Consider the following 26,419-nt stretch of genomic DNA (forward strand, 5'->3'; position numbering starts at 1 on the left):
AGCAATCTCGCATACGCAGACGTGGAGCGGAGCACCTGGTGACTGACTCGACCATCATCTACACCCACACCGACGAGGCGCCTGCCCTGGCGACGTACTCGTTCCTGCCCGTGATCCAGGCGTATGCCTCCACGGCCGGCGTCACGGTCGAGACGCGTGACATCTCGCTCGCGGGCCGCATCATCGCGAGCTTCCCCGAGTTCCTGGAGGAGGGCCAGCGCATCGGCGACGCCCTCGCCGAGCTGGGCGAGCTGGCCAAGACCCCCGAGGCCAACATCATCAAGCTGCCGAACATCTCGGCCTCCATCCCGCAGCTCAAGGCCGCGATCGCCGAGCTCCAGGCCCAGGGCTACGCCCTCCCGGACTACCCGGACGAGATCAGGACCGACCAGGACAAGGACGTCCGCGCCCGCTACGACAAGGTCAAGGGCTCGGCCGTCAACCCGGTCCTGCGCGAGGGCAACTCGGACCGCCGCGCCCCGGGCTCGGTCAAGAACTACGCCAAGAACCACCCGCACCGCATGGGCGCCTGGACCCCCGAGTCCAAGACCAACGTCGCCACCATGGGGCAGAACGACTTCGCGTCCACCGAGAAGTCCGCCGTCATCGCCGAGGACACCACCCTCCGCTTCGAGCACGTCGCCGCCGACGGCACCGTCACCGAGCTGCGCGAGCCGCTGAAGGTCATCGCCGGCGAGGTCGTCGACGCCGCCGTCATGCGCGCCGCCGCCCTGCGCACCTTCCTCGCGGAGCAGGTCGCCCGTGCCAAGGCCGAGGGCGTCCTCTTCTCCGTGCACCTCAAGGCCACCATGATGAAGGTCTCCGACCCGATCATCTTCGGCCACGTCGTGCGCGCCTTCTTCCCGCAGACCTTCGCCAAGTACGGCGAGGTCCTCGCGGGCGCCGGCCTCTCCCCGAACGACGGCCTCGGCACCGTCCTCAAGGGCCTGGAGGCCCTCCCGCACGGCCTCGGCGACGAGATCAAGGCCTCCTTCGACGCCGAGCTGGCCGAGGGCCCGGCCCTCGCCATGGTCGACTCCGACAAGGGCATCACCAACCTGCACGTGCCGTCCGACGTCATCGTCGACGCCTCGATGCCGGCCATGATCCGCACCTCCGGCCACATGTGGGGCCCGGACGGCCAGGAGGCCGACACCCTCGCCGTCCTCCCGGACAGCTCCTACTCCGGCGTCTACCAGGCCGTCATCGAGGACTGCCGCGCCCACGGCGCCTTCGACCCGGCCACCATGGGCTCCGTCCCGAACGTCGGCCTCATGGCGCAGAAGGCCGAGGAGTACGGCTCCCACGACAAGACCTTCGAGATCGCCGCGGCCGGCACCGTCCGCCTCGTCGACGCCGCCGGCACCACGGTCCTGGAGCAGGAGGTCGCCGAGGGCGACATCTTCCGCGCCTGCCAGACCAAGGACCTCCCGATCCAGGACTGGGTCAAGCTCGCCGTCACCCGCGCCCGCGCCACCGGCGCCCCGGCCGTCTTCTGGCTGGACGAGAACCGCGCCCACGACGCCCAGCTGATCGCCAAGGTGAAGCAGTACCTGCCGGAGCACGACACCGAGGGCCTGGAGATCAAGATCCTGTCCCCGGTCGAGGCCACCGCGTTCTCCCTGGAGCGCATCCGCCGCGGCGAGGACACCATCTCCGTCACCGGCAACGTCCTGCGCGACTACCTGACCGACCTCTTCCCCATCCTGGAGCTGGGCACCAGCGCCAAGATGCTGTCGGTCGTCCCGCTGATGGCGGGCGGCGGCCTCTTCGAGACCGGCGCCGGCGGCTCCGCCCCGAAGCACGTCCAGCAGCTCGTCAAGGAGAACTACCTCCGCTGGGACTCCCTCGGCGAGTTCTTCGCGCTGGCCGCCTCCTTCGAGCACCTGGCCACCACCACGGGCAACGCCCGCGCCCAGGTCCTCGCCGACACCCTGGACCGCGCCACCGGCACCTTCCTCAACGAGGACAAGTCGCCGACCCGTCGCCTCGGCGGCATCGACAACCGCGGCAGCCACTTCTACCTGGCCCTCTACTGGGCCCAGGAGCTCGCCACGCAGACCGACGACGCGGACCTGGCCAAGGCCTTCGCCCCGCTCGCCGAGACCCTCGCGGCCAACGAGCAGAAGATCGTCGACGAGCTGATCGCCGTCCAGGGCTCCCCGGCCGAGATCGGCGGCTACTACCAGCCCGACCCGGCCAAGGCCGCGGCCGTGATGCGCCCGTCCGCCACCTTCAACGAGGCCGTCGCGTCCCTCGCCTGATCCGGCACCCGACGCGTACCGCCCCGGCCGGAAACCGTTCCCGGCCGGGGCGGCCCCGTCGGTGGCGCGTACGCCATCCGGGTGTGACCCTGGAGGGCATGAGCTGGGCATCTTGGACGACCGCCGGTGTCTACACCGGGCGTGGTGGGGTGCTGACCGTCGAGGGCGGAATCGTCACGGGCGACCTGACCGTGCACACGACCTTCGCCGACGGTGAGGCACGCGTGGCCGTGCAGTACAGCGGCGCCTCCGACTGGTTCACCATGTCGGGAAGTCCCGTCCCCTGTTCCACGGAGGAGGAGAGCCGGGATCTCCACGACGCCGTCGTGGAGGCCGTACGGGAGGGCGCCGGGGCCACGGTCCCCCGCCTGCCCGCCGTCTGAATCATCCGGTACCGTCGGCCGGCCGGTCCTGGTGGTCCTGCCGGTCCTTTCGGTCCTGTCGGCCGTGATCCGGCCGGAGAGAAAGTGTTATCCCCGCCCCGCCCCAGGGGTCTCCACACACGACGGGGACTCGGGCCGGGGACAAGGGAGCACCATCCATGCACAGCGACGAGCAGCGCACCACCGCCCTGGTGGAGGCGGCGCGCACGGGCGATCCGCACGCCAGGGACGCACTGGTACGGGCCTGCCTGCCGCTCGTCCACAACGTGGTGGGGCGCGCCCTCGACGGGCACGCCGACACCGACGACATCGTCCAGGAGACCCTGGTCCGCGCCCTCGACGGGCTGCCCGGGCTGCGGGACCCGGCCCGCTTCCGGTCCTGGCTGGTCGCCATCGCCATGAACGGGGTGCGCCGCCGCTGGCGGGAACGCCGGCAGGCCCCCGTGCCCGGCCTCGACCGGGCCGTCGACCTCGCCGACCCGGCGGGCGACTTCACCGACCTCACGATCCTCCGCCTCGGCCTGACCGGACAGCGCCGCGACGTCGCCCGCGCCACCCGCTGGCTCGACGAGGACGACCGCGAACTCCTCTCCCTGTGGTGGCTGGAGGCCGCGGGCGAACTCACCCGCGCCGAACTCGCCGAGGGCCTCGGCGTCTCCCGGACCCACGCGGCCGTCCGCGTCCAGCGGATGAGGGAACGCCTTGAGACCGGCCGGGCCGTCGTCGGCGCCCTCGACGCCGACCCCCGCTGCCCCGGCCTGGCGGAGCTCCTCGGCCCCTGGGACGGCCGGCCCTCCCCGCTGTGGCGCAAACGCGTGGCCCGGCACCTGCGCGACTGCCGCACCTGCGCCGCGGGCGGCGCCCGCCGCGGACTCGCCCCCGTCGAGGGCCTGCTCGTCGGCATCGGCCTGGTCCCGCCCGTCGCCGGTGCCCTCCTCGACACCGGTACGACTCCGGCTCCGGTGGAACTCGTGGGCGCGGCGGAGCCGCTGGGCGCGTGTGAACCCGCGGGGGACGCCCTCACAGGCGGCGGGCCGATATCCGGCCATGCCGCGCCGTACTGGTCGCCCGCGCGCCGCGCCGGTGCCGCCGGTGTCGCGGCCGTCGCCGTCCTCGGCGCCCTCGTGCTCACGCTTCCCGAACCGCCCGGACCTCGGCCCGAGCCCCGGCGGCCCGCCGCCGCACCCCCGGCCACCACCCCCGCGCCGACGCCCCCGCCCACCCCCGCGCCGAGCACCGCCACCGCGGCGGCCACCCGCCCGGCGCCCACCCGCACGCCCGCCACCACCGCGCCCACCCCGGCCCGCACCGCCACCACGCCCCCGGCCGACCCCGGCGAGCGGGTGACGGAGCTGGTCAACCGGCTGCGGGCGGCGGCCGGTTGCGGCCCGCTGCGCACCGATACCCGGCTGACGGCCGCCGCCCGCGCCTACGCCCGGGACATGACGGCCCGCGGCTACTACGGTCACGCCGACCCCGAGGGCGAGTTCGCGGACACCCGGATCACCGGGGCCGGCTACCGCTGGTCGGCCTGGGCGGAGAACCTGGCCCAGGGCCAGGAGGACCCCGAGGCCGTCGTCGACGGCTGGATGGACGGCGCCGGGCACGAGCGCAACCTGCTCGACTGCGCCTACCGGGACACCGGCGTGGCCGCCGTCCCCGGCCCGCGCGGCACGGTCTGGGTCCAGGAACTGGCCGCGCCCGCGCACTGAGCGGGCGTCAGCCCTTGGTGCCGAAGTCCTGCACCCACCACGGCCCGTCGGCGGTGAGCGCCACCCCGGCCCCGATGTCGTGGAACGCGCAGTTGAGGATGTTCGCCCGGTGCGCCGGGCTGGCCATCCACCCCTGCATCGCCCGCTCCGGCGTCTTCGGCCCCCGGTGGATGTTCTCGCCCCACGCCCGCCAGCTGTAGCCGGCGGCGCTGATCCGGTCGCCGCCGTCCCGCCCCTCGGGGTTGTCGTGGGCGTAGTAGTCGCGCGCCGCCATGTCGTCGGCGTGGGCCTGCGCGGCTCTGGCGAGCCGGGCCTCGGTGCGCAGCGGGCCGCAACCCGCCCGGTTCCGTTCGGCGTTGACGAGGGCGATGACGTCCCGCACGTACTGGGCGGTGCGGGCCGACACCGTCACGGGGGCGGAGAGGACGGCCCCGGTCTGCGGGGCCAGTCCTTCGGCCGCCGCGCCGGTGCCGTCGCCCCGGTGGGCGGGCGTGTCCTCCGGGGCCCCGGCGCGGGCCTGGGGCGAGGCGGGGGCGGGGGGCTGAGGGGTGGGGGGTGGGGCTTGGGGGACGGGGGGCGTGGCCGCGCGGGGGGCGGGGGAGGAGGGCGGGGTGGCCGCGTACAGACCGAGGAGGACGGTGAGCGCGGCCGCGGCGGTGCCGGTGGCGAGGACGGCGCCGCGGAAGCCCGGGCGGGGGAGCGCGCGGCGGCGGACGGGGCCGCCGCGGCGGTGACGGCCGGACGCGGGGACACCGGGGCGGGGGTGTCCGAGGGGGCCGGAAGGGTCGGGACCGTCGTACCGCATGGAGCTCCGCTCTCTCGCCTGTGCCGCCCTCGGGTCCGGCGCTCGGGCGAGCCACCGGGGCGACGGGGTCAAGACTTTCCGCGCTCCGCCGCCCCGACACCCCGCGTCAACCGGGAGAGTCAACTCCGTGTGTCAACGTGCCGCGCCGACTTGACGTGACCGCCGAACGGGTGCGGTTGCCCTTTCCGGTGCTCTTCTCCGGCGCCTTCTCCGGCGCTCAACCCTGCGGGACCACCGCCACCGGGCAGGGTGCCAGGTGGAGGGCCGCGTGGGCCACCGAACCGATCCGCTGCCCCAGCGCCCCGCGCTTGGCGCGGCGGCCCACCACCAGGAGCTGCGCGGCGCCGGAGTTGCTGAGCAGCACCTGCCCGGCGCTGCCGAGCTCGACGTGCTCGACGACCTGCACCCGCGGGTACCGCTCGCGCCAGGGCGCGAGGGCCGCGCGGAGCGCCTTCTCCTCGAAGGGCACGAGCCCGCCGGCCTCGTCGGCGAGCCGCAGCGACGCCGGGCTGTACGCGAAGAGCGGCGGCAGGCTCCAGGCCCGCACGGCCCGGACGGAGGCGCCCCGCGCGGCGGCCGTCTCGAAGGCGAAGCGCAGCACGTCCTCGCTGTCCTCCGGCGTGCCGTGCTGGCCCACCACGATCTCGCCCGCGGACGGTTCGGCGGCCTGCTCCTCGCGGGCACGGACCGCGACCACCGGCCGGGTCGCGGCCGCGATGATCTGCTGGCCGTACGAGCCCAGCAGGAACCCGGCCACCGCCCCGTACCCGCGCGAGCCGATGACCAGCATCCCGGCCCCGGTCTGGGCGTCGAGCAGCGCGGCGACCGGCGTGTCGGGGAGGACGTCGGCGGTGACCTTCAGCTCCGGGTGGCGGCCCGCGATCTCGGTCTCCGCCGCGTGGACCACCTCCTCGGCGACCCGCTCCTGCGACTCCCGGTCCTGGACGAGCGGCAGGTCGAGGGGCTCCCAGCGCCAGGCGTGCACGAGCCGCAGCGGAACGGCCCGGTGCTCCGCCTCCCGCGCCGCCCACTCGGCGGCGGCGAGGCTCTCCGGCGAGCCGTCCACTCCGGCCACGATCCCCCGGCTCGCGGTGTCGCCTTCTCCGGTCCGGTGAGCCTCGCGAGTCATCCGACTGCCTCCCTGCGCGTGTCTGTTGGTGACGGACGGACCGGCTGGCGGCCCCTCCCCAGCTTGGGCCCCGCCGACCGTTCGGAAGGAGGGCCGGAAGTCCCGACACACGGGTCCGTCCGCCCCGCCCGGAGAGGAGTTCAGGCGACCCGGCGCCCGGCCAGGGGTGCCGTGTCGTCGCCCGCGCCGGAGCGCACACCGCGCAGGAACGCCTCCAGGGCCTCCACCGAGGAGGCCGTGGGCTCCCAGTCGAGATCCTCGCGCGCCCGCTCCGTGGACATGACCGGGATGTGCCGCAGGAGGTCGAAGAGGCCGGGGGAGGCGGGCGCGAGCCGCAGGTGCCAGGCCGCGGCGAGGGCGCCCCGCACGGCGCCCGCGGGGACCCGCACCGGGCGGGCACCGAACAGTTCGCCGAGCAGCGCCGCGTCCACCACCGGCTCCGCCGCCAGGTTGAACGCGCCCCGCACGTCCCGCAGCACCGCCCGCACGTAGGCGTCGGCGGCGTCGTCGGTGTGCAGGACCTGGAAGCGCAGGCCCGAGAGCTCCGGCAGCACCGGCAGCAGATCGGGCCGCACCAGCTGCCCGGGCAGGAAGCGGCCGGCGAAGATCCGGCGCTGCTCGCTAGCCGCCTCCTCCTTGAACAGGAACGCCGGGCGCATCCGCACCACCCGGGTCTGCGGATGGTCGCGCTCGAAGGTGTCGAGGACCCGTTCCACGTACGCCTTCTCCCGGCTGTAGGCGGCGTCCGGCCAGCCGTGCGTCGGCCACGCCTCGGAGACGGGCGCGCCGCCCTCGGGCCCCGGCGAGTACGCCCCCACCGAGGAGGCGCACACCAGGACCGGCACCCGCGCCGCGGCCACCGCGTCGCACACCCGCAGCGAGCCCAGCACGTTGGTCGCCCAGGTCTTCACGGGATCGTGCGTCGGGTTGAACCGCCACGCCAGGTGCACCACCGCGTCGGCGTCCGCCACGTACCGGTCGAGCCGGGGCTCGTCGCCGTCCTTGGACAGGTCGGCGGTCGCCCACTCGACGCCCGGCAGTTCGAGGCCGGGCAGCCGGCGGGCCACCCCGAGGACGGAACCGACCTCCGGTTCGCGCGCCAGCGCCCGCACCACGCTCGTCCCCACGTTCCCGGTGGCGCCGGTGACGACCACCCTCAGTCCTGTACTCGGATTCATGTCTTCGACCTTCCTCCGTCCGGGCGACCCTCGCACCTCGGCCCCGCCCCGGCCCCGCCCCGGTGACGGACCGTGACCGGACGGGTCGCGCGGACGGCCCCGCGCGAGCACCATGGAGCGACCGCACGAGAAGGGGGCCGTCACGGAGGAACCCATGCTGCTGCCCGACCGGAACACCGTCGAACGCCTCCTGCGCCACTACCGCGCCCAGGAGCGGACCGTCCTGGCCGGCTCCTGCGACCTCTCCGTCCGCCGCAGCTTCGAGGACACCGCCTACACCCTCTGCGTCCTCATGGGCGTCCGCTCCACCCCCGAAGCCCTCCGCGCCGCCGAACGCTACGTGGGCCTCCGGGCACCCCTGTGAGGGGGCGGCCGGCGGGGGGAGTCCTGTGACGGTGCCCGGTGCGGGGACCCTGCCCGGCCCCGAGGGAGCTTCGTCCGCGTGTACGTGTAGGGGAGCGCCGACACGGCGCACACCCCCGCCGCGAGCAGCAGCGCCGCCGGGAGGGACCGGGCCGCCACCGGCCCCGCGGCCGCCGAGCCCACCGCGAAACCGGTGATCTTCAGACTGGCGCCGGTGGTGAACACCCGGCCCCGCAGCCGCCGCGGCGTCTCCTCGTGCCGGACGGCGAACAGGGCGGTCAGCTGCGGGCCCTCGGCGGCGCCCGACACGGCGAACGCCGCCACCAGCGCCACCGGCCCGCCCGCCGCGGCCGCCGCCCACGCGCCCGCCTGCACCAGCGCCCCGCCCCACAGCACCGTCCCCGGTGCCGGCGCGCGGGGGAGCCGGGCGTGCAGCGCCGTCGCCGCCAGAGCGGCGGCCGCCGCGACGGAGAGCAGCAGCGCGCCCCGGCCGGAACCGCCCAGCACCCCTGCCCCGAGCGCCGGAACGCAGGCGGCGACCACGCCCTGCCCGGTGGCGCAGCCGACCGAGGTGACCGTCGCCCGGAACAGCGGCCTCCGCCGGAAGACGGCCCGCACGCCTTGCGACGCCGGCCCGCCCGGGCTCTTCTCGGGCGACGGCCCGGCCGGGGGCAGCGACCAGGCCACGGGCACCGCCGTCGCGACCAGGGCCGCCGCGAGGACCACCGCCGCCGGCGCGCCGAGGAGCAGGGCGGTGCCGCCCGCGAGGCCGGGGCCGGCCAGCGCCGCGAAGGAGAAGGTGAGCGCGTCGAGGCCGTGCAGGCGGGGCATCCGGTCGGCGGGCGCGATCCGGGGCAGCTGCGCGGTCCAGCCGCCCGAGAGCGCCGGGCCCATCAGCCCCGTGACCACCGCGAGCAGCGCCGTCACGCCGAACGGCAGCCGGCCGAGGCCGAGGAGCACGGCGCCGAGCCCCGCCGCGTACAGCGCGAGCGCCCCGGCCAGCAGCCGCCCCGGTCGCCGGGCCCGGTCGAGGAACGCGCCGAGGACCGGGCCGCCGACCGCCGCCGACACCGTGACGCACGCGAGGAGCGCGGCGGCCCCCGACGTCGAGCCGGCGACGGCGAACCCGGCGAGGGCCAGGGCGGGTCCGGCCGTCTCGTCCCCGGTCCGGGCCGCGAGCGCCCCCGCCAGATGAGCGGCGACGGAGGGACGGCGGGGGCTTCCCTTGCTGGTGCGCATGGCGCCCGAGAGTAGGGAGGTAACTCAAAACCTCGCAATATGCGTTACATTCGGCCGATGCCCGTCCTCCCCGACCACGCCGCCCGCCATTCCACCCTCGCCATGGCCCTGCGCACCGCCGCCCTCGTCAACGCCCTGGCCGGCCCGGCGGCCGGGCCGGGCGAGATCGCCGCCGTCCTCCTCGCCCACGGCGAGCCCGCCCCCGTGGACGTGACCGCCGAGGACGTCGCCCCGATGCGGGCCGCCGCGGCGCGCCTCCGGGAGGTGTTCGCCGCCGCCTCCGCCGACGAGGCCGCCGCCCTCCTCAACGGTCTGCTCGGCGCCCACACGGGTCCCCTCCGGCTCACCTCGCACGGCGGCACCGCCCCCTGGCACCCCCACGCGGACACCGACGACGACGCGCCGTGGACGGCGTGGTTCCTCGCCTCCGGCTGCCTGGCGCTGACCGTCCTCCTCTGGGACCGGCAGGCCCCGCCCGGCCGGACCTGCGCGTCCGGCGCGTGCGGGAACGTGTTCGTCGCCCACGGCAGCGGGCCCGAGCGCCGGTACTGCTCGCGCCGGTGCGCCACCCGGGAACGGGTCGCCGCCCACCGGCGCTCCCGCACGCCGTCGGCCCCCGGCACGGACTGAAGACCCGCCCGGGCCGTCCGGAAGCGGTTCAGGTGCGGGGTGCCCGGCGGCGCCAGGCCCAGAGGGTCAGGGCGGCGGCGCAGGCGGAGGCGACGAGGGAGAGGGGGAGGGCCACCGAGGGGGTCGGGGCGGCGGAGGCGTCGGCGGGGGTGTCGGGGGGAGTGCCGGTGGTTCTGCCGGGGCGGCTTCCGGGGGCGTTCGGGGCGGCCGCCGGGGCGGGGGCGCTGCCGCGGGCCGAGACCGGCCGGGTGTCCGCGGGGGCGCGTTCCGGTGACTTCGGGGGGAGCAGTGAGCCGACCGGCTGGACCTTGCCCGCCGCCGCGAAGCCCCAGTCCAGGAGGGAGCGGGCCTCCTCGTAGACGGCGAGGCCGCCGCCCGACTGGGGGTTCATCACCGACACGACCAGGGTGCGGTCTCCCCGGCGGGCGGCGGCGATGAGCGTGTTGCCGGCCTTGCTGGTGTAGCCGTTCTTGACGCCGATCAGGCCCGGGTAGCGGCCCACGCCGTCCGCACCGGTGAGGAGCCGGTTGGTGTTGGCGATGCCGTACGACCAGGAGCCCGCCGGGAAGTCGGCGTACGCGGTCGAGCAGTAGCGGGTGAACTCCGGGTCCTGGATCCCGGCCCGGCCGAAGACCGCCAGATCGTACGCGGACGAGACCTGGCCCGGCGCGTCGTACCCGTCAGGGGACACCACGTGCGTGTCCCGGGCCCCCAGCGAGCGGGCCTTCTCCTGCATCTGACGGGCCATCGACTTCCAGCCGCCGCTCATCGCCGCGAGGACGTGCACGGCGTCGTTGCCCGAGCTGAGGAAGACGCCGTTCCACAGGTCGGACACCCGGTACGTGTACCCCTCCTTCACCCCGACGAGGCTGCTGCCCTCGCCGATCCCCTGCAGCTCCTCGTCGGCCACCGTGTGCCGCGCGGACGCCTCGTGCTGCGGGAGCGCCGTCAGTGCGAAGAGCGTCTTCAGCGTGCTGGCCGGCGGCAGCTTCCGGTGCGCGGAGCGGGCGGCGAGCACCTCGCCCGTCCCGGCGTCGGCCACCACCCAGGACAGCGCCGAAGGGGTGGGGAGGTCCGGCGCGCCGGCCAGCGGCTGCACCTGGGTGCCGGACCGGTCGAGCCGTGCCGGGTCCACGAACCGCCGTGCGGGAGGGGTCGGTTCGGTGGCGGCGCCCGGTACGAGGGCGGGGGCGGCGGTCGTGGTACGGGGCGGGGTCGCGGCGCCGGCCACGGGGGCGGAGAGCACGAGCAGCATCGCGGCGGAGCCCGCGGCGGCATGGCGAAGGGCTGACGTGACGATCATTCAGCCACCGTAGGAAGGAGGGGTGGAGCGCGCAGGGCGGAGTGCGCCACCCGGCCTACAGAACGCGGCGCGGGGCGGCGCGTCGTGCCGCCGGGCGGGTGGTCGTGGGCCGCCGAGTGGGGTGGTGTGCCTCAGGTGTGGCGGTCCCGGTCCGTCGTGCCGGGGGAGGTCCGCAGGGAGGAGACGAGGCGCAGCAGCCGGTCCTCGTTCCCCGCGAGGCCCGCCGCGCGCAGCGCCTCGTCGGCCTCCGCCATCGGGTTCGTCAGCATCACCCCCGCGTACGGCGCGAGGCGCGGATCCGTCAGCACGGCCTGGGTGGATTCCAGGAGGCGCAGATACGCCTGGGCCGCGGCGCGCTCGGTGGCGGTGATGGTGGTCATGTCGGGCTCCCTCTCGACGGCTGGACGCCCTCCACCCTCTCGCACGGGTCTGACAACGACGCTCAGGCCCGCCCGCGCACCCGCGTGAGAAGCCGCTCAAGGAAGACCCGCTGCCCCGCGACGAGCAGCGGGGCGGCGGCCTCCGGCGTGAACCAGCCCACCCGGTCGAGCTCCGGGAACTCGGCCCGGACACCCGAGCGGGGCGGCCACTCCATCGCGAACGTGCCCGGCACGACGGCCGCGGGATCGAGGTCGCCCTCCACCGCCCACACGGTGACGGTCTTGCCGCCCGCCTGCCGCACCTCCCCGAGGGCGGTCCAGTCGCCCTCCGGCGCGTCGAGCCCCAGCTCCTCCCGGAACTCGCGGCGGGCCGCCTCCTCCGGGGCCTCCCCCTCCCCGTACTCGCCCTTGGGCACCGTCCACGCCGCCTCCTCGCGGCGCGCCCAGAACGGTCCGCCCATGTGCCCGATGAGCACCTCGATCCCGTCGTTCTTCGTGCGTCGGAAGACGAGCAGACCCGCACTGCGTGTGACCGGCATGCCGTCAGTCTGGCCGGGATCGGGGAGCGGCGCAGGGGCCCGGCCGGGCCCCGTGGCGCATCAGAGGCTGTACTCGTACGTCCAGGCCGCCTCCCGGGCCGAGAAGTCGATGTCCGTGACCTCCAGGACGTGTCCGTGCTGGTCGCTCACCACCCGGTGGACGCTCAGCCGGGCCGCGCCGCCGGTCCCCACGGGGCCCGGGGGGACCCGTACGGACTCCCGGTGGGTGGCCCGCAGTCCCGCCTGGCGCATCCAGTGGTAGAGCAGCCGCAGGTCCGGCTGGTGCACGCAGGAGCGGGTCCGCCGGTAGCGGCCGAGCTGCGGGATCTCGTCCAGTGCCGGGCGGGAGAACCACGAGACCGCGCGCTGGAGTTCGGGCCCCTGCGGGGCCAGCACCGTGTGGCGGTGCACCAGCGTCGGCTCGCCCGGCGCGAGGTGGAGCCGCCCCGCCAGCGCCGTCGGCGGCGGCTCCCAGCCGAGCGTCGCCCGCACCAGCGCCTCCGCCGCCCGGGGCCCGCCGGGGAAGACCGGCCGGGCGGCGGACGCCACCGCGGGCGGGGTGGCGGGCGGGGCCTCGCCGCCGTCCGGCCCGGCCGCGGCGAAGGTGCCGCGCCGGTCGGTGACCACGAGCCTTTCCTCGCGCAGGAGTTGGAGCGCGCTGCGGACGGTCTGCCGGTTGACGTGGTACCGCTGTGCCAGGGAACGCTCCGAGGGGAGGCGGCTGCCGGGCTCCAGGGCACGGCGGACGAGGTCGTCCCGCAGGGCGGCGGCGACCCGCAGATAGCGCGGGACCTCTCCCCGGAACGGCTCGGAGGCAGGCCCGGAAGCGGGCCGGGAATCGGGTACGGCCATGATCAACCCCTTCTTCGCACAGTGTGATCGCGCAGGCCGGATGAGTGATCAATTCCTATCATTGGTCTAAACCATTCCGCTAGGGCGACCGTGCAGAGTGGCCGAAACCCGTGCGGCGTCCTGTAATGGGGAGCAGGCGACAGGACCCGGCCCGTGCCGGTGGTGGAACAGGGGTGAGGCCGGATGACGACGCCCTCGGAGCACGCCGGACGGGGCCGCGCGGCCCGCAAGAGGGTCCCGCGCTCCTCGCACGGGCGCTGGATACCGAGCTCCCAGCGCCCCGACCCGCTGGCCGTCCTGGAGCGCCAGGCCGCCGACCGGCTGCCCGACCTCGCCCCCGTCCGGTACGGGAGGATGGCGGCCTCCCCCTTCGCGTTCCTGCGCGGCGCCGCCGCCGTCATGGCCGCCGACCTCGCCGCCACCCGCAACACCGGACTCACCGTCCAGCTCTGCGGCGACGCCCATCTGATGAACTTCGGCGTCTACGCCTCACCCGAACGGACGCTCCTCTTCGACGTCAACGACTTCGACGAGACGCTGCCAGGACCCTTCGAATGGGACGTCAAGCGGCTCGCCGCCAGCGTCGCCGTCGCCGCCCTCCAGAACGGCAGCCCCCGCGCCAAGGCCCACCGCGCCGCGCTCGCCGCCGCCGAGTCGTACCGCACCACCATGCGCCGCCTCGCCGGGCTCGGAGAGCTCGCCGTCTGGTACGAGCGGATCGACGCCGCCGAACTCGCCGCGCTCGCCCGCCCCCGCGAACGCGACCGGCTGGACCGCGCCCTCGCCAAGGCCCGCCGCCGCACCAGCCTCCAGGCCCTCGACAAGCTCACCGTCCGGGACGGCGACGGCGGCCGCCGCTTCGCCGACGACCCGCCGCTCCTGGAGCGCGTCGCCGACCTCGACCGGGTCACCCTCGGCAAGATCTTCAGCGACTACCGCAGCTCGCTCCCCGAGGAGCGCCGCCTCCTCCTCGACCGCTACCGCTTCCGTGACGCCGCCCGCAAGGTCGTCGGCGTCGGCAGTGTCGGCACCCGCTGCTTCGTCGTCCTCCTCGAAGGCCGGGACGACACCGACCCGCTCATCCTCCAGGTCAAGGAGGCCGGCCGCTCGGTCCTGGAGGCGTATCTGCCGCCCACCGTCTACCCGCACCAGGGCCGGCGCGTCGTCTGCGGCCAGCGGCTCACCCAGGCGGCCGGCGACATCTTCCTGGGCTGGATGACCGGTCCCGAGCAACGGCACTTCTACTGGCGCCAGTTGCGCGACATGAAGGGATCCGCCGAGGTCGAGACGATGACCCCCTCGACGCTGCGCGACTACGCCCGGCTGTGCGGCCGCGCCCTGGCCCGGGCGCACGCCCGCTCCGGCGACCGCATCGCCATCGCCGCCTACCTCGGCTCCTCCGCCGTCTTCGACCGCGCGATCGCCGACTTCTCCCTCGCCTACGCCGGACAGAACGCCGACGACTACGCGACCCTCGGCGCCGGCATCGCCGCCGGCATGGTCACGGCGGCCCCGGGCGTCTGATCCCCCGGAGCCGCCGTCCCCGCTCAGGAATCCAGGCGCAGCGGCGGACCCGCCGGCGTCTCCGGGACCGGCGAGAAGAGCGCCGCGCGGACCAGCGACGGGGCGAAGAGGCTGGTGAGCGGGGCCGTCAGGACCAGCACCGCCCGGAAGGGCACCCCCACCACCGGGTCGCCCGCCGCGCGCTCCTGGATGCGGGCCAGGTACCAGCCGGTGACCTCGTCGAACGGCTTCGAACGGGCCGCGTCGCCCGTCGCGCCCGGCATCTTCCTGTCCGCGCCCGCCGAGATGTCCCACGCCTGCCGGGACGCGTCGAAGAGCGCCCGCTGCACCCGCCGGGTGGTCGGGACCCGCCGGGTGTCCGCAAGGGCCCGGCGCAGCGCGACGGCGGACAGCGCCGCGACCGCCATGCCCTGCCCGTAGATCGGGTTGAACGCGCACAGCGCGTCGCCGGTGGCGAGGAAGCCCGCGGGGCGGCGGCCCGGGCGGTCGTACCGGCGGCGGACGTTGGCGGTCTGCCGGAAGCCGTGCACCGGCGTGACCGGCTCCGCTCCGGTCACCCACTCGCTCAGCACCGGATGCGGCAGCCGCTTCGCGTACTCCTCGAACGCCCCTTCCTCGGTGGGCGGTTCGTCTCCCCGCAGCCCCGAGAAGGTGACGATGTGGTGGCCGTCGCCCAGCGGCACGATGACTCCGCCGTACGGCTGCTCCGGCCCCGGCACGATGTAGTAGCCCTGCGCGTCCGTGACGGGCACCGCGTCCGTCGCCCGGTACACCCGCGAGGCGTAGGCGAGACCGGTGTCGAGGGTCTCCTCGTGCGGTGCCTCGGCGCCGATCGCGGCCAGCCAGTCCGCCGCCTTCGTCGACCGGCCGGAGGCGTCCACCACCAGGTCCGCCGCGAGAGTACGGGACTCGCGCCCGCCGCCCGCGCCGCGCTCCCGCAGCCGCACGCCCGTCACCCGCGCGGCGGTGCCGGTCAGGCCCACCGTCTCGGTGTTCTCGACGAGTTCGACGCGCGGATCGGCGAGCACCCGCTGCCGCACCAGCCACTCCAGCTGGGGCCGCGGACCGCTGTAGAAGTGCGCGGACGCCGGCAGCCGGGTGAACCACTGGCCGGACTGCCACTGGACCATGTCCGTCGGCATGGCCACCTTCGGCGCGCCCAGTCCCCGCAGTTCGTCCATGAAGCCGGGCAGCAGTTCGTCGAGGGCCCGCTGGCCGCCCTCGATGAGCACGTGCAGATGCCGGCCCTGCGGCACCCCGGACCGGGCCTCAGGACCCTCCGGCAGCCGGTCGCGCTCGACGACCGTGACCTTCTCCGCGTGTTCCGCGAGGACCCGCGCGGCGAGGAGTCCGGCGATACTTCCCCCGATGACCACCGCGTGACGTGCCCCCCGGTGCCCCAAGTCGTCGGCCATACCCGCCCCTTCATGTGGTGGACCCGAACCTGAACACCCCTCAGTATCCACGCTGGGGGAGAAGGGCAGACCCGCGCGCGGTGGGGTGGAAGGGGGCGGAGGGGGGCGCGGGTCAGTCCTCAGGGCCCAGGTCGTCGAGCGCGGCGGTGAGCCATTCCACCCAGAAGCGTTCCAGGTCGATGCCGCCGCGCAGCACGAGGTGGCGCAGCCGGTCGGGCTCGGTGCCGCGCCGCTCGGCCGGGAAGTCCCGCTCCTCGATGGCCAGGTACTCGTCGAGCTGGTCCCGGTGCAGGACGAGGTGGCGCTCCAGCTCGGCGCGCAGCCCAGCCGAGCCGACCACGGCCGCGGCCCGCATCCGCAGCAGCAGCGCGGACCGCAGCGGCTTCGGGTCCTCGGCCGCGCCGACCCACTCCCGCAGGAACTCCCGCCCGGCGGGCAGCACTTCGTACTCCTTGCGCTGACCCCGCACCGGCACGGGAGAGGGCAGGGCACGGATGTGCCCCGCCTCCTCCAGGCGTCCCAGCTCGCGGTAGATCTGCTGGTGCGTGGCCGACCAGAAGTAGCCGATCGACTTGTCGAAGCGGCGCGTCAGTTCGAGGCCGGAGGACGGCTTCTCGAGCAGCGCGGTGAGGATCGCGTGCGGGAGGGACATGCTCGCATCCTAGGTTCGGCGGCCCGCCGCGATCACGGTGGTCACGCGGTCATCGCGGTCACAGGGCGGCGGCGAGCCGCGTGCCCTGGTCGATCGCCCGCTTGGCGTCCAGCTCGGCGGCGACGTCCGCCCCGCCGATGAGGTGCGCCGTGCGGCCGGCGGCGACCAGCTCCTCGTACAGGTCCCGTCGCGGCTCCTGGCCGGAGCAGAGGACGATCGTGTCGACCGGCAGCAGCCGCGGCTCGCCGTCGACGGTGAGGTGCAGGCCCTCGTCGTCGATCCGGTCGTAGGAGACGCCCGCGACCATGGCGACGCCGCGGTGCTTGAGCTTGGTGCGGTGGATCCAGCCGGTGGTCTTGCCGAGACCGGCGCCGACCTTGGTGGTCTTGCGCTGGAGCAGGTGGACCTGGCGCGGCGGCGCGTTCCGCTCGGGCTCGCGCAGCCCGCCGCGGTTCTCGTAGGAGGTGTCGACGCCCCACTGGCGGAAGTACGTCTCGGGGTCCTGGCTCGCGCCCTCGCCGCCGTCGGTCAGGAACTCGGCGACGTCGAAGCCGATGCCGCCGGCGCCGATGACCGCGACCCGCTCGCCGACCGGGGCGCCGTCGCGGAGGACGTCGAGGTAGCCGAGGACGCTCGGGTGGTCCTGGCCCTCGATGCCGGGGCTGCGGGGGGTGACGCCGGTGGCGACCACGACCTCGTCGAAGCCGTCCAGGTCGGCGGCGGAGACGTACGTGCCGAGGCGGACGTCGACGCCCTGCTCGGCGAGCCGGACGCGGAAGTAGCGCAGGGTCTCCTCGAACTCCTCCTTGCCGGGCACCCGCTTGGCGACGTTCAGCTGGCCGCCGATCTCGGAGGCGGCGTCGAAGAGGGTGACGGAGTGGCCGCGTTCGGCCGCGGAGACGGCGCAGGAGAGGCCGGCCGGTCCGGCGCCGACGACGGCGATCCGCTTGGCGAGGCGGGTGGGGGAGAGGACGAGCTCGGTCTCGTGGCAGGCGCGCGGGTTGACCAGACAGGAGGTGATCTTGAGGCTGAAGGTGTGGTCCAGGCACGCCTGGTTGCAGCCGATGCAGGTGTTGATGGTCTCGGAGCGGCCGGCGGCGGCCTTGTTCACGAAGGCGGGGTCGGCGAGGAAGGGGCGGGCGAGCGAGACGAGGTCGGCGCGGCCGTCGGCGAGGATCTCCTCGGCGACCTCCGGGGTGTTGATGCGGTTGGAGGTGACCAGCGGCACCGACACCGCGCCCATCAGCTTCTTCGTCACCCAGGTGTAGGCGCCGCGCGGCACGGAGGTGGCGATGGTGGGGATGCGGGCCTCGTGCCAGCCGATGCCGGTGTTGATGATGGTGGCGCCGGCCGCCTCGATCTCCTTGGCGAGCCGGACGACCTCCTCCAGGGTGGAGCCGCCGGGGACGAGGTCCAGCATGGAGAGCCGGTAGACGATGATGAAGTCGGTGCCGACGCGCTCGCGGATCCGGCGGACGATGGCCAGAGGGAAGCGGACCCGGTTCTCGTAGGAGCCGCCCCAGCGGTCGGTGCGGTGGTTGGTGGCGGCGGCGATGAACTCGTTGATGAGGTAGCCCTCGGAGCCCATCACCTCGACGCCGTCGTACCCGGCCTCCTTGGCCAGCTCGGCGCAGCGGGCGTAGTCCTCGACGGTCTGCTCGACCTCGGCGTCGGTCAGCTCGTTCGGTACGAAGGGGCTGATCGGCGCCTGGATCGGGCTCGGTCCCACCAGGCCGGGGTGGTAGGCGTACCGGCCGAAGTGCAGGATCTGCATCGCGATCCGGCCGCCCTCGGCGTGCACGGCGTCGGTGATCAGCCGGTGCTCGGCGACCTCCTCGGCGGTGGTGAGCTTGGCGCCGCCGTCCCACGGCCGGCCGGCCTCGTTGGGGGCGATGCCGCCGGTGACGATGAGTCCCGCGCCGCCGCGGGCCCGCTCGGCGTAGAAGGCGGCCATGCGCTCGAAGCCGTGCTCGGCCTCCTCGAGACCGACGTGCATCGAGCCCATGATCACCCGGTTGGGCAGGGTGGTGAAGCCGAGGTCGAGCGGGCTGAGCAGATGCGGGTACGGGGTCGTCGCGGTCACGGGGCGCCTCCTCGCGCAGGGATCGTCGCACCCTGTTGTAGGCGACGCGCCCGTGATTCTGCAACTAGTTGCAGAAGAATCGGGGTGTGATGGTTACTACTCGGTAGGAGGGTGGGTCCCGGTGACCGGGGCCCACCTTGGTGATCGTCCGCTCACCCCACCCGGCTCAGCAGCGCGTCCAGCTCCTCCGGTGTCCGGGGATCCGGTACGCCCTCCGGCAGCAGCCCCTGCCCGCGCAGCAGCCGCGCGACCGAGGCCGCCCACGGGCGCCGCAGCCGGGCCGCGTCGAGCAGCTCCGCGTCCGCGAGGAGCTCGGCGACCGGGCCCGTGCGCAGCCCGGAGGGGGTGAGCACGGCGGCCTCGTCGGCCCACCGCAGCGCCAGGTCCACGTCATGGGTGGCCATGACCACCGTGGTGCCCGCCGCCCGCAGCCGCCCCAGGGTCTCCAGGAGCCGCTCCTGGCCGTCCGGGTCCAGGCCCGCCGTCGGCTCGTCCATGATCAGGATTCGGGGGCGCATCGCCACCGCGCCCGCGATCGCCGCCCGCTTCCGCTGCCCGTAGGACAGCAGGTGCGTCGGCCGGTCGGCGAGCGCCGTGATGTCCAGCGCCTCCAGCGCCTCCGCCACCCGGAGTCGTACCTCCTCCTCCGGGAGCCCCAGGTTCATCGGCCCGAAGGACACGTCCTGCGCCACCGAGGCGGCGAAGAGCTGGTCGTCCGGGTCCTGCACCACCAGCTGCACCGAGGTCCGCAGCCGGGTCAGCCCCTTCCGGTCGTACGTCACCTCCGTACCGTCCAGGAGCAGCGCCCCGCTCCCGACCCGCAGCCCGCCGCTCAGCAGCCGCAGCAGCGTCGTCTTCCCGCCGCCGTTCCGGCCGAGCAGCGCGACCGCCCGGCCCTCCCGCACGGCGAAGCCGACCTCGGTCAGGACGGGCGGCCCGTCCTCGTACGCGAAACCCGCGCGCACCAGTTCCACGACCGGTTCCACGGCCGGGGTGGGGGTCGTCATGGAAGGAACCTTTCCAGTACGAGGGTGAGGGCGACGAGCCCCGCGAGGAGGCCGCCCGTCGCCGCGAGGAACGGGCGGGAGACCGAGGCCTCGGGCAGCAGGACCCGCAGCGTCCCGTCGTACCCGCGGCCGGCCAGACCGGTCTGGAGCCGCTGCGCCCGGTCGAAGGCCCGCACGAACGAGGTCGCCCCGAGCCCGGCCAGCGAACGCCACACGGCCGCCCGGGTGGTCGCCCCGAGCCGCGCCGCCTGCGCCTGGCGCACCTTGGCCTGCGCGTCGAGGAGCAGGAACACGATCCGGTACATCACCAGGGCCACGTCCACCACCGGTGCCGGCACCCCGGCCCGCGCCAGGCGCGGCAGCACGTCCGACACCGGCGTGGTGAAGGCGAACAGCAGCACCCCCAGGGAGGCCGACGCCGTCCGCAGCAGCAGCTCCCCGGCGTGGACCGGACCGTCCGGCGCCCAGGCCACGGGCCCGTCGGGACCTCCCACCGCGAACAGCAGCGGCACCGCGCCCGTCACACAGAAACCGAGCGGGATCCGGAAGGCCCGCCACAGCTGCCGGCCCGGCACACCGGCCGGGCCGAGCAGCACCGAGAGCGTGGCCGCCGCGACCAGGACGGCCCCCGGCCACGGCGGCAGACACACCGCGCAGAGCGTCAGACCGAACCCGAGGAGGGCCTTCTCCGCCGGATGGCGGCGGCGCCAGCGACTGCCGTGCGCCGCCACGTCGATCGGCAGCATCGGCGGCTACGCCTCCGCGTCCGGCACGGACGGGCCGGCCTTCGACCGGGCCGCGGCCCGCTCCTCGCCCTGCCGCCGGCCGCGCCGCAGCCCGAAGTAGTAGGCGAGGACACCGGCGCCCAGCGCCGCCTGGAGCGAGAACAGCGCCGACTCGATCTCGCCGGACGGCGGCTCGTACAGCGGGGAGAACCACGGCTCGTAGTCCGGCTCGATCTCCGTGATCGCCGTCTCCGCCTCGCCGTCGGCGCCGGCGAACGGCTCCTCCTTGTGGTCGCCGAGGCCGAGCGCCAGCGGCAGCACCGCCAGCGCCGCCACGAGCGCCAGCAGCAGAATGTTGATCCTCGCGTTCCGGCTCATCACGCCGCCGCCTCCTCGTGCCGCTTCTTCTCCGGCCGGGCGAGCACGCCGAGCCGCAGCAGGTCCCCCTTGCTGGACTGCGTGAGCAGCCGCATCACCAGGACGGTCAGCAGCCCCTCGCTGACGGCGAGCGGGAGCTGCGTCACCGCGAAGATGCCGCCGAACTTGGCGAGCGACCCCAGCACACCGCTGCCCGGGTCGGGGAAGGCGAGGGCCAGCTGGACGCTGGTCACGCAGTACGTGGAGAGGTCGGCGACGAACGCGCCGAAGAAGACGCTCACCATCAGCGGCGCCCCGGACCGCTTCAGCAGGACGTACGTCCCGTATCCCGCCCAGGGGCCGACGATCGCCATCGAGAAGGCGTTCGCGCCCAGGGTCGTCAGCCCGCCGTGGGCGAGCAGCAGCGCCTGGAACAGCAGGGTGATCGTGCCGAGCACCGCCATGATCGGCGGCCGGAACAGGATGGCACCGAGCCCCGTTCCCGTCGGATGGGAGCAACTCCCGGTCACCGACGGCAGCTTGAGCGCGGACAGGACGAAGGTGAAGGCGCCGGAGGCGCCGAGCAGCAGCGTGGACTCGGGGTTGGTACGCACCTCGCGGGTGAGCGCGCGGACGCCGTGGACGATGAACGGAGCCGATGCGACGCCCCAGGCGGCCGCATGGACGGGGGGCAGATACCCCTCGGCTATATGCATGATCGGGAGACCCTCTCCAGCACCTCGTGGATGGACAACGCGCCCTGGCCGGTCTCCTGGCTGACGGTCATGACGTCCGACTCCGCCTTCCCACCCCACGACGGTCTCCCGCGGCGGAGCAGTGGCTTCCCCTGAGGGACGGAGCCGGACCTCCCGATCACAGTGGCGAGGGCCGCACCGGTACTGCACCGGTTTCCCGAACACCAAGGCCCTGTGACAGTAGTGGGTTGACCTGCTTCATCACAATGCGGGGTCGCTCACGTGCGCTCCGGCACCCCCCTGCCACCCCGGACGGTCACTCCTTGCGGTAGGCGTACGCCTCCGAGGCCGCGGCCGCCACCGCGTCGAGACCGGCCCCCGCGCTCGCCGTCACCAGGGCCGCCACCGCACCCTCCACGAACGGCGCGTCCACCAGGCGCGCGCCCTCCGGCAGCTCGTCGCCCTCCGCGAGCAGGGCCTTCACCGTGAGGACCGCGCTGCCCAGGTCCACCAGGAGCGCCACCCCGGCCCCCGCGTCCACGGACCTCGCCGCCGCGGTGATCAGCTCGGCGCTCGTACCGAGGCCGCCGTCCGGGGTGCCGCCCGCCGCCGCGACCGGCGCCAGGTCCCCGCCGCCGGCGAGGCCGCGGGCCAGCTCCGCCACGGCCGCCGCGACGGCCGCGCTGTGCGAGACCAGCACGATCCCGACCCGCTCGCCGCTCATCCGGCGGCCACCTCCTCCAGCGCCGCGAAGAGCAGGGCCGAGGACGTCGCCCCCGGATCCTGGTGCCCGACCGACCGTTCGCCGAGATAACTGGCCCTGCCCTTGCGGGCCCGCAGCGGGACGGTCGCCGCCGCGCCCTCCTCCGCCGCCGCGCGCGCCGCCGCGAAGGACTCGTGCAGCGCCGCCGCCGCGGGCGTCAACGCGTCCAGCATCGTCTTGTCGCCCGCCACCGCCCCGCCGAGCCGCCCGACCGCGACGACCCCGGTCGCCAGCGCCTCCGCGAGCTCCGCCCGCGTGACCTCACCGGCCTCGCCCAGCGCCTTGCCCGCCCGCCGCAGCAGCGTCCCGTACAGCGGTCCCGAGGCGCCGCCCACCGTCGAGACGAGCTGCCGTCCGGCGGTCGCCAGGACGGCGCCGGGCGTCGCGGGCGGCTCCTTCGCCAGAGTGTCGGCCACGGCGGCGAAACCGCGCCGCAGATTGGCGCCGTGGTCCGCGTCGCCGATCGCCGCGTCGAGTTCGGTCAGCCGGCCGGCCTCGCGGTCCACCGCCCGCGCCGCCGCCTCCATCCACCGCACCGCGAAGGCGCCGTCGTACGTCTCCGCCGTCCCCGTCATCGCCGGCTCACCGGCCCCAGCGCAGCGCGGCCGTCGACACCGGCGCGTCCCACAGCCGCAGCAGCTCCTCGTCCGCCGCGCACACCGTCACCGAACAGCCCGCCATGTCCAGCGAGGTCACGTAGTTCCCGACCAGCGTCCGCGCCACCGGCACCCCGCGCGCGTCGAGCATCCGCCGCACCTCCGCGTTGAACCCGTACAGCTCCAGGAGCGGCGTCCCGCCCATCCCGTTCACCAGGAGGAGGACCGGGTCCGAGGGCCGCAGGTCGTCGAGGACGGCGTCGACGGCGACCTCCGCGATCTCCCGCGCGGTCATCATCCCGCGCCGTTCCCGTCCCGGTTCACCGTGGATGCCGACGCCCAACTCCAGCTCCCCGGGCGGCAGATCGAAGGTCGGACTGCCCTTCGCGGGCGTGGTGCAGGCGCTCAGGGCGACCCCGAACGACCGCGACCGCCCGACCACCCGCCGGGCCAGCGCCTCCACCCGCTCCAGCGGCGCCCCCTCCTCGGCGGCCGCCCCGGCCAGCTTCTCCACGAAGAGGGTGGCGCCGGTCCCGCGCCGCCCCGCCGTGTACAGACTGTCCGTCACCGCCACGTCGTCGTCGACGAGGACCTTGGCCACCTGAATGCCCTCGTCCTCGGCGAGCTCCGCCGCCATCTCGAAGTTCAGCACGTCCCCGGTGTAGTTCTTCACCACGAACAGCACCCCCGCCCCGCTGTCCACCGCCGCGGCGGCCCGCACCATCTGGTCGGGCACCGGACTCGTGAACACCTCCCCGGGACAGGCGGCGTCCAGCATCCCCGGCCCCACGAACCCGGCATGCAGCGGCTCGTGCCCCGACCCACCCCCCGACACCAGCGCCACCTTCCCCGCCACCGGCGCGTCCCGCCGCACCACCACCCGCCGCTCGGCGTCCACGGTCAGCTCGGGATGAGCGGCGGCGATCCCCCGCAGGGCATCGGCGACGACGGTCTCCGGTACGTTGATCAGCATTTTCACTGGTACCTCCTGGGCCGACCTGTCGCCGACTCTTCCGACGGCACGTCAGACCGGGTCGGCGGCGGGCGATCTTCGCGAAGGTGCATCATGGCGCAATTATCGGCGCGAGGGTGCGACCGCGCACCGGTGCGTCATCGGCCGGGTGCCGTTCCCCGCCGGTGCCTCCTAGCCCACGTGCCCTCGGGTGTCAGTCCGTAATCTTCCGGGGTCCCTGCTCTGCCGTCCCGTTGCTACTTTCCAGGCCGTCCGACCACACGGTCCCGACCAGGAGGCCACGTTGAGTGCGCAGCAACCCTCCCGCAGGAACATTCTCAAGACCGCAGGCGGCCTGTCGGCCGCGTTGGCCCTGGGCGGCGCGGGGGTCGTCGCCGCGGCCGGGCCGGCGGCCGCCGTCGGTGACGGTTTCGGACTGCGGATCGTGGAGCGCGGGGAGACCGACCACCGCATGTGGTACTACCGGTTCTCCACCGGCGCGATCGGCTGGAACCCCGCCGTGAACGTGCTCCTTCCCGACGACTACCACTGGAGCGGGCGCCGGTATCCGGTGCTGTACCTCCTCCACGGCGGCGAGCAGGACTTCATCACCTTCGACCGCGAGGGCGTCCGCGCCTGGACCGCGGGCAAGCCGATCATCGTCGTCATGCCCGACGGCGGGCGGACGGGCTGGTACTCCAACCCGGTCAGCTCCCACGTCGGCCCGCGCAACTGGGAGCACTTCCACATCGCGCAGCTGATCCCGTGGATCGACGCGAACTTCCGGACCTACGCCGAGTACGACGGCCGTGCCGTATCCGGCTTCTCCATGGGCGGCTTCGGCGCACTGAAGTACGCGGCCAAGTACTACGGCCACTTCGCGTCCGTCAGCGCCCACTCGGGCCCGGCCAGCCTCCGCCGCGACAACGGCATGGTGGTCCACTGGGCCAACGCCACCTCCGCGGCGCTCGAACTGGGCGGCGGTACGGTCTACGGCGCGCCGTTCTGGGACGAGGCGCGGGTGAGCGCCGACAACCCGGTGCAGCGGATCGAGAGCTACCGCCACAAGCGCGTCTTCCTGGTCGCCGGCACCAGCCCGGACCCGGTCAACTGGTTCGACACCGCCAACGAGACCCATGTCCTCGCCGGGCAGCGGGAGTTCCGCTCCCTCCTGGGGAACGCGGGGATCCCGCACGAGTGGCACGAACCGTCGGGCGGCCACTTCATCCGCCACGACATGATGCAGCGCGACATCGACGGCATCATCGGCCGGCTCCGCAAGGCGTGAGCACCGGTGTGCGGCGCCGGTACCGGTGCCGCACACCTGCCCCACCCGTCCCATCCGTCCGAGACGTTCGAAGGGGAGGAGCGGCTCGTGTCACTCGGACTTTCCCGCCGCGCGCTGAACTGGGTCCTCACGTCGCTGCTCGTCACCGGCGCCGCGCTCGCCGGCGCGTCGCCCGCGCACGCGGCGGCGAGCGACCTGTGCGCCCAGGTCGGTCACCAGGCCGGCTTCCGGGGCGACGCGCTGGTGACCGCTGTGGCCGTCGCCCTCGCCGAGTCCGGCTGCGACCCGTCCGCCTCCAACACGCAGAACAACTCGCCCGCCTCCACCGACCGCGGTCTGTGGCAGATCAACGACTACTGGCACGCCGAGGTCGACGACGCCTGCGCGTACGACGCGCAGTGCAACGCGAACGCGGCGTTCGCGATCTCCTCCGGTGGGACGAACTGGCAGCCCTGGTCCACCTACAACCAGGGTCTGCACCGGCGGCACATGGACGAGGCGCGGGCCGCCGTGGACCGTCTCGGGCGCCCGGACGAGCCCGGGCCCGCTCCGCTGGTGCATCCGGCCGAGTCGGGCCGCGTCGTCTCCGCCCGGTCGGCGGACGGCCGGCTCGAGGTGTTCGCCGCCGGTGCCGACGGCGTGCACCACGCCTGGCAGGTCGAGGCGAACGGCGCCTGGTCGGCCTGGGAGCCGATCGGCGGCCCGGCCGGCGCGGAGCTGGCCGTCGCGCCGAACGCGGACGGCCGCCTGGAGCTGTTCGCGATCAACGGGAACACCTTCCAGCACCGTTACCAACTGTCCCCGTCCGGGGGCTGGTCGGGCTGGGAGGCCTTCGGCGGTGGCGGCGAGGACGCGGCCGCCGGGGTGAACGCCGACGGCCGGATCGAGGTGTTCGCCTCCGGGCCGGTGGGGCTGTTCCACAAGTACCAGACGGCGCCGAACGGCGGGTGGTCGGACTGGGAACCCACCGGCGGCGGTCCTGCGGACAGCCGGGTGGAGATGGGGAAGTCCCGGGACGGGCGCCTTGAGGTCTTCGCCCTCAACGGGGACGTCTTCCAGCACCAGTACCAGACCGCGCCGAGCGGCGGCTGGTCGTCGTGGGCCACCTTCGGAGGCGGCGGCCGCGACCTGACCGTGGACCACAACGCCGACGGGCGCCTTGAGGTCTTCGCCTCCGGTCCGGTCGGTGTCTTCCACAAGTACCAGACCAGCCCGACGAGTTGGTCGGAGTGGGAACCCACCGGCGGGCCGGCGGACTCGCAGCTCACCAGCGAGCGCTCCCCGGACGGACGCGTCGAGGTCTTCGCGATCAACGGCAGCACCGCCGCGCACGCCTGGCAGACGGCGGTCGACGCGCCCTACAGCGCCTGGGAGACCTTCGGCGGCGGAGGCACCGAGATCGGCGCCGCCGCCAACGCCGACGGCCGGATCGAGGTCTTCGGCGCCAACCCCACCGGCACCTTCCACCGCTGGCAGACCGGCTTCTCCACCTGGTCCGCATGGGGCTGGGTCAACGACACCCCGGGCCCCGGCCTCGACTGACCCGCCACCGGCCGGCCGAGCCCTCGCGGCACGGCCGGCCGCC

General features: G+C 74.7%; 26 protein-coding genes and 1 riboswitch. Of the genes, 8 read left to right on the forward strand and 18 right to left on the reverse strand.

Annotated features, from left to right (window positions below; translation table 11 throughout):
- Nucleotides 1-38: 38 nt before the first annotated feature.
- The 3 genes from QK442_RS03980 (at nucleotide 39) to QK442_RS03990 (ending at nucleotide 4,359) form a co-directional block, all read left to right on the forward strand.
- Entirely contained in the window at nucleotides 39-2,264 is a 2,226-nt protein-coding gene (locus QK442_RS03980; RefSeq protein ID WP_282692371.1) for an NADP-dependent isocitrate dehydrogenase, read from the forward strand.
- A 98-nt stretch (nucleotides 2,265-2,362) separates the two neighbouring features.
- Nucleotides 2,363-2,647: a hypothetical protein gene (locus QK442_RS03985; RefSeq protein ID WP_282692372.1), complete on the forward strand. Its 285-nt coding sequence runs from the start codon at nucleotides 2,363-2,365 to the stop codon at nucleotides 2,645-2,647.
- A gap of 158 nt (nucleotides 2,648-2,805) precedes the next feature.
- Complete coding sequence (locus QK442_RS03990; RefSeq protein ID WP_282692373.1) at nucleotides 2,806-4,359, forward strand: sigma-70 family RNA polymerase sigma factor; 1,554 nt, start codon at nucleotides 2,806-2,808, stop codon at nucleotides 4,357-4,359.
- 7 nt (nucleotides 4,360-4,366) lie between these two features.
- Here QK442_RS03990 and QK442_RS03995 read toward each other — a convergent pair whose 3' ends face one another.
- The 3 genes from QK442_RS03995 to QK442_RS04005 all read right to left on the reverse strand — a co-directional run bounded on the left by QK442_RS03995 (nucleotide 4,367) and on the right by QK442_RS04005 (nucleotide 7,471).
- Complete coding sequence (locus QK442_RS03995) at nucleotides 4,367-5,164, reverse strand: CAP domain-containing protein (RefSeq protein ID WP_282692374.1); 798 nt, start codon at nucleotides 5,162-5,164, stop codon at nucleotides 4,367-4,369.
- A 217-nt stretch (nucleotides 5,165-5,381) separates the two neighbouring features.
- Nucleotides 5,382-6,293: a universal stress protein gene (locus QK442_RS04000; protein ID WP_282692375.1), complete on the reverse strand. Its 912-nt coding sequence runs from the start codon at nucleotides 6,291-6,293 to the stop codon at nucleotides 5,382-5,384.
- A 140-nt stretch (nucleotides 6,294-6,433) separates the two neighbouring features.
- Nucleotides 6,434-7,471 (reverse strand): NAD-dependent epimerase/dehydratase family protein, encoded by a 1,038-nt coding sequence (locus QK442_RS04005; protein WP_282692376.1) that lies wholly within the window; start codon nucleotides 7,469-7,471, stop codon nucleotides 6,434-6,436.
- A 154-nt stretch (nucleotides 7,472-7,625) separates the two neighbouring features.
- Between QK442_RS04005 and QK442_RS04010 the strand changes: the two genes are divergently transcribed.
- Entirely contained in the window at nucleotides 7,626-7,835 is a 210-nt protein-coding gene (locus QK442_RS04010; protein WP_282692377.1) for a DUF5133 domain-containing protein, read from the forward strand.
- Here QK442_RS04010 and QK442_RS04015 read toward each other — a convergent pair.
- The gene (locus tag QK442_RS04015) at nucleotides 7,808-9,073 is read right to left on the reverse strand and encodes an MFS transporter (RefSeq protein WP_282692378.1); all 1,266 of its coding nucleotides are present in this window, start codon (nucleotides 9,071-9,073) and stop codon (nucleotides 7,808-7,810) included. The two genes, QK442_RS04010 and QK442_RS04015, sit on opposite strands and share 28 nt — an antisense overlap.
- A gap of 57 nt (nucleotides 9,074-9,130) precedes the next feature.
- Between QK442_RS04015 and QK442_RS04020 the strand changes: the two genes are divergently transcribed.
- Nucleotides 9,131-9,703 (forward strand): CGNR zinc finger domain-containing protein, encoded by a 573-nt coding sequence (locus QK442_RS04020; protein WP_282692379.1) that lies wholly within the window; start codon nucleotides 9,131-9,133, stop codon nucleotides 9,701-9,703.
- A 28-nt stretch (nucleotides 9,704-9,731) separates the two neighbouring features.
- Here QK442_RS04020 and QK442_RS04025 read toward each other — a convergent pair whose 3' ends face one another.
- The 4 genes from QK442_RS04025 to QK442_RS04040 all read right to left on the reverse strand — a co-directional run bounded on the left by QK442_RS04025 (nucleotide 9,732) and on the right by QK442_RS04040 (nucleotide 12,777).
- Nucleotides 9,732-11,006, reverse strand: coding sequence for a serine hydrolase (locus tag QK442_RS04025; protein ID WP_282692380.1), 1,275 nt, complete (start codon nucleotides 11,004-11,006; stop codon nucleotides 9,732-9,734).
- A 131-nt stretch (nucleotides 11,007-11,137) separates the two neighbouring features.
- Complete coding sequence (locus tag QK442_RS04030) at nucleotides 11,138-11,386, reverse strand: hypothetical protein (RefSeq protein WP_282692381.1); 249 nt, start codon at nucleotides 11,384-11,386, stop codon at nucleotides 11,138-11,140.
- A 62-nt stretch (nucleotides 11,387-11,448) separates the two neighbouring features.
- Entirely contained in the window at nucleotides 11,449-11,925 is a 477-nt protein-coding gene (locus tag QK442_RS04035; protein ID WP_282692382.1) for an NUDIX domain-containing protein, read from the reverse strand.
- A gap of 60 nt (nucleotides 11,926-11,985) precedes the next feature.
- Entirely contained in the window at nucleotides 11,986-12,777 is a 792-nt protein-coding gene (locus QK442_RS04040; RefSeq protein WP_282692383.1) for a GntR family transcriptional regulator, read from the reverse strand.
- 183 nt (nucleotides 12,778-12,960) lie between these two features.
- Here QK442_RS04040 and QK442_RS04045 point away from each other — a divergent pair, with 183 nt between their 5' ends.
- Nucleotides 12,961-14,301 carry a DUF2252 domain-containing protein gene (locus QK442_RS04045; protein WP_282692384.1) on the forward strand — a complete coding sequence of 447 codons (1,341 nt, stop codon included), beginning with the start codon at nucleotides 12,961-12,963 and terminating at the stop codon, nucleotides 14,299-14,301.
- Nucleotides 14,302-14,324: 23 nt separating this feature from the next.
- Here the strand turns inward: QK442_RS04045 and QK442_RS04050 are convergent, their stop codons facing one another.
- The 10 genes from QK442_RS04050 to dhaK form a co-directional block, all read right to left on the reverse strand.
- Complete coding sequence (locus tag QK442_RS04050; RefSeq protein ID WP_282692385.1) at nucleotides 14,325-15,716, reverse strand: FAD-dependent monooxygenase; 1,392 nt, start codon at nucleotides 15,714-15,716, stop codon at nucleotides 14,325-14,327.
- A gap of 112 nt (nucleotides 15,717-15,828) precedes the next feature.
- The gene (locus tag QK442_RS04055) at nucleotides 15,829-16,368 is read right to left on the reverse strand and encodes a helix-turn-helix transcriptional regulator (RefSeq protein ID WP_282692386.1); all 540 of its coding nucleotides are present in this window, start codon (nucleotides 16,366-16,368) and stop codon (nucleotides 15,829-15,831) included.
- A 58-nt stretch (nucleotides 16,369-16,426) separates the two neighbouring features.
- Nucleotides 16,427-18,451 (reverse strand): NADPH-dependent 2,4-dienoyl-CoA reductase, encoded by a 2,025-nt coding sequence (locus QK442_RS04060; RefSeq protein WP_282692387.1) that lies wholly within the window; start codon nucleotides 18,449-18,451, stop codon nucleotides 16,427-16,429.
- A gap of 152 nt (nucleotides 18,452-18,603) precedes the next feature.
- Nucleotides 18,604-19,458, reverse strand: a complete 855-nt coding sequence (locus tag QK442_RS04065) for an ATP-binding cassette domain-containing protein (RefSeq protein WP_282692388.1) — start codon at nucleotides 19,456-19,458, stop codon at nucleotides 18,604-18,606.
- Nucleotides 19,455-20,204, reverse strand: coding sequence for a cobalt ECF transporter T component CbiQ (cbiQ, locus tag QK442_RS04070; RefSeq protein WP_282692389.1), 750 nt, complete (start codon nucleotides 20,202-20,204; stop codon nucleotides 19,455-19,457). Before cbiQ ends, QK442_RS04065 begins: the two co-directional genes overlap by 4 nt.
- Before the next feature lie 6 nt (nucleotides 20,205-20,210).
- Complete coding sequence (locus QK442_RS04075; RefSeq protein ID WP_282692390.1) at nucleotides 20,211-20,561, reverse strand: energy-coupling factor ABC transporter substrate-binding protein; 351 nt, start codon at nucleotides 20,559-20,561, stop codon at nucleotides 20,211-20,213.
- A complete protein-coding gene (locus QK442_RS04080; RefSeq protein ID WP_282692391.1) occupies nucleotides 20,561-21,256 on the reverse strand; it encodes an energy-coupling factor ABC transporter permease in 696 nt (231 codons plus the stop codon). Before QK442_RS04080 ends, QK442_RS04075 begins: the two co-directional genes overlap by 1 nt.
- Before the next feature lie 28 nt (nucleotides 21,257-21,284).
- Nucleotides 21,285-21,507: riboswitch (cobalamin riboswitch) on the reverse strand.
- A 44-nt stretch (nucleotides 21,508-21,551) separates the two neighbouring features.
- Complete coding sequence (locus QK442_RS04085) at nucleotides 21,552-21,959, reverse strand: PTS fructose transporter subunit IIA (protein ID WP_282692392.1); 408 nt, start codon at nucleotides 21,957-21,959, stop codon at nucleotides 21,552-21,554.
- A complete protein-coding gene (gene dhaL, locus QK442_RS04090) occupies nucleotides 21,956-22,573 on the reverse strand; it encodes a dihydroxyacetone kinase subunit DhaL (RefSeq protein WP_282692393.1) in 618 nt (205 codons plus the stop codon). The genes QK442_RS04085 and dhaL overlap by 4 nt, the downstream gene beginning before the upstream one ends.
- Nucleotides 22,574-22,580: 7 nt before the next feature.
- A complete protein-coding gene (gene dhaK / locus QK442_RS04095) occupies nucleotides 22,581-23,573 on the reverse strand; it encodes a dihydroxyacetone kinase subunit DhaK (RefSeq protein ID WP_282692394.1) in 993 nt (330 codons plus the stop codon).
- 277 nt (nucleotides 23,574-23,850) lie between these two features.
- Between dhaK and QK442_RS04100 the strand changes: the two genes are divergently transcribed.
- Nucleotides 23,851-24,834 carry an esterase family protein gene (locus QK442_RS04100; RefSeq protein ID WP_282692395.1) on the forward strand — a complete coding sequence of 328 codons (984 nt, stop codon included), beginning with the start codon at nucleotides 23,851-23,853 and terminating at the stop codon, nucleotides 24,832-24,834.
- Between the two features lie 87 nt (nucleotides 24,835-24,921).
- A complete protein-coding gene (locus tag QK442_RS04105; protein WP_282692396.1) occupies nucleotides 24,922-26,376 on the forward strand; it encodes a hypothetical protein in 1,455 nt (484 codons plus the stop codon).
- The last annotated feature ends 43 nt before the right edge of the window (nucleotides 26,377-26,419 follow it).

Origin of the sequence: Streptomyces sp. CC208A (assembly GCF_030010625.1) — a bacterium.
In the GTDB taxonomy this organism is placed as follows: domain Bacteria; phylum Actinomycetota; class Actinomycetes; order Streptomycetales; family Streptomycetaceae; genus Streptomyces.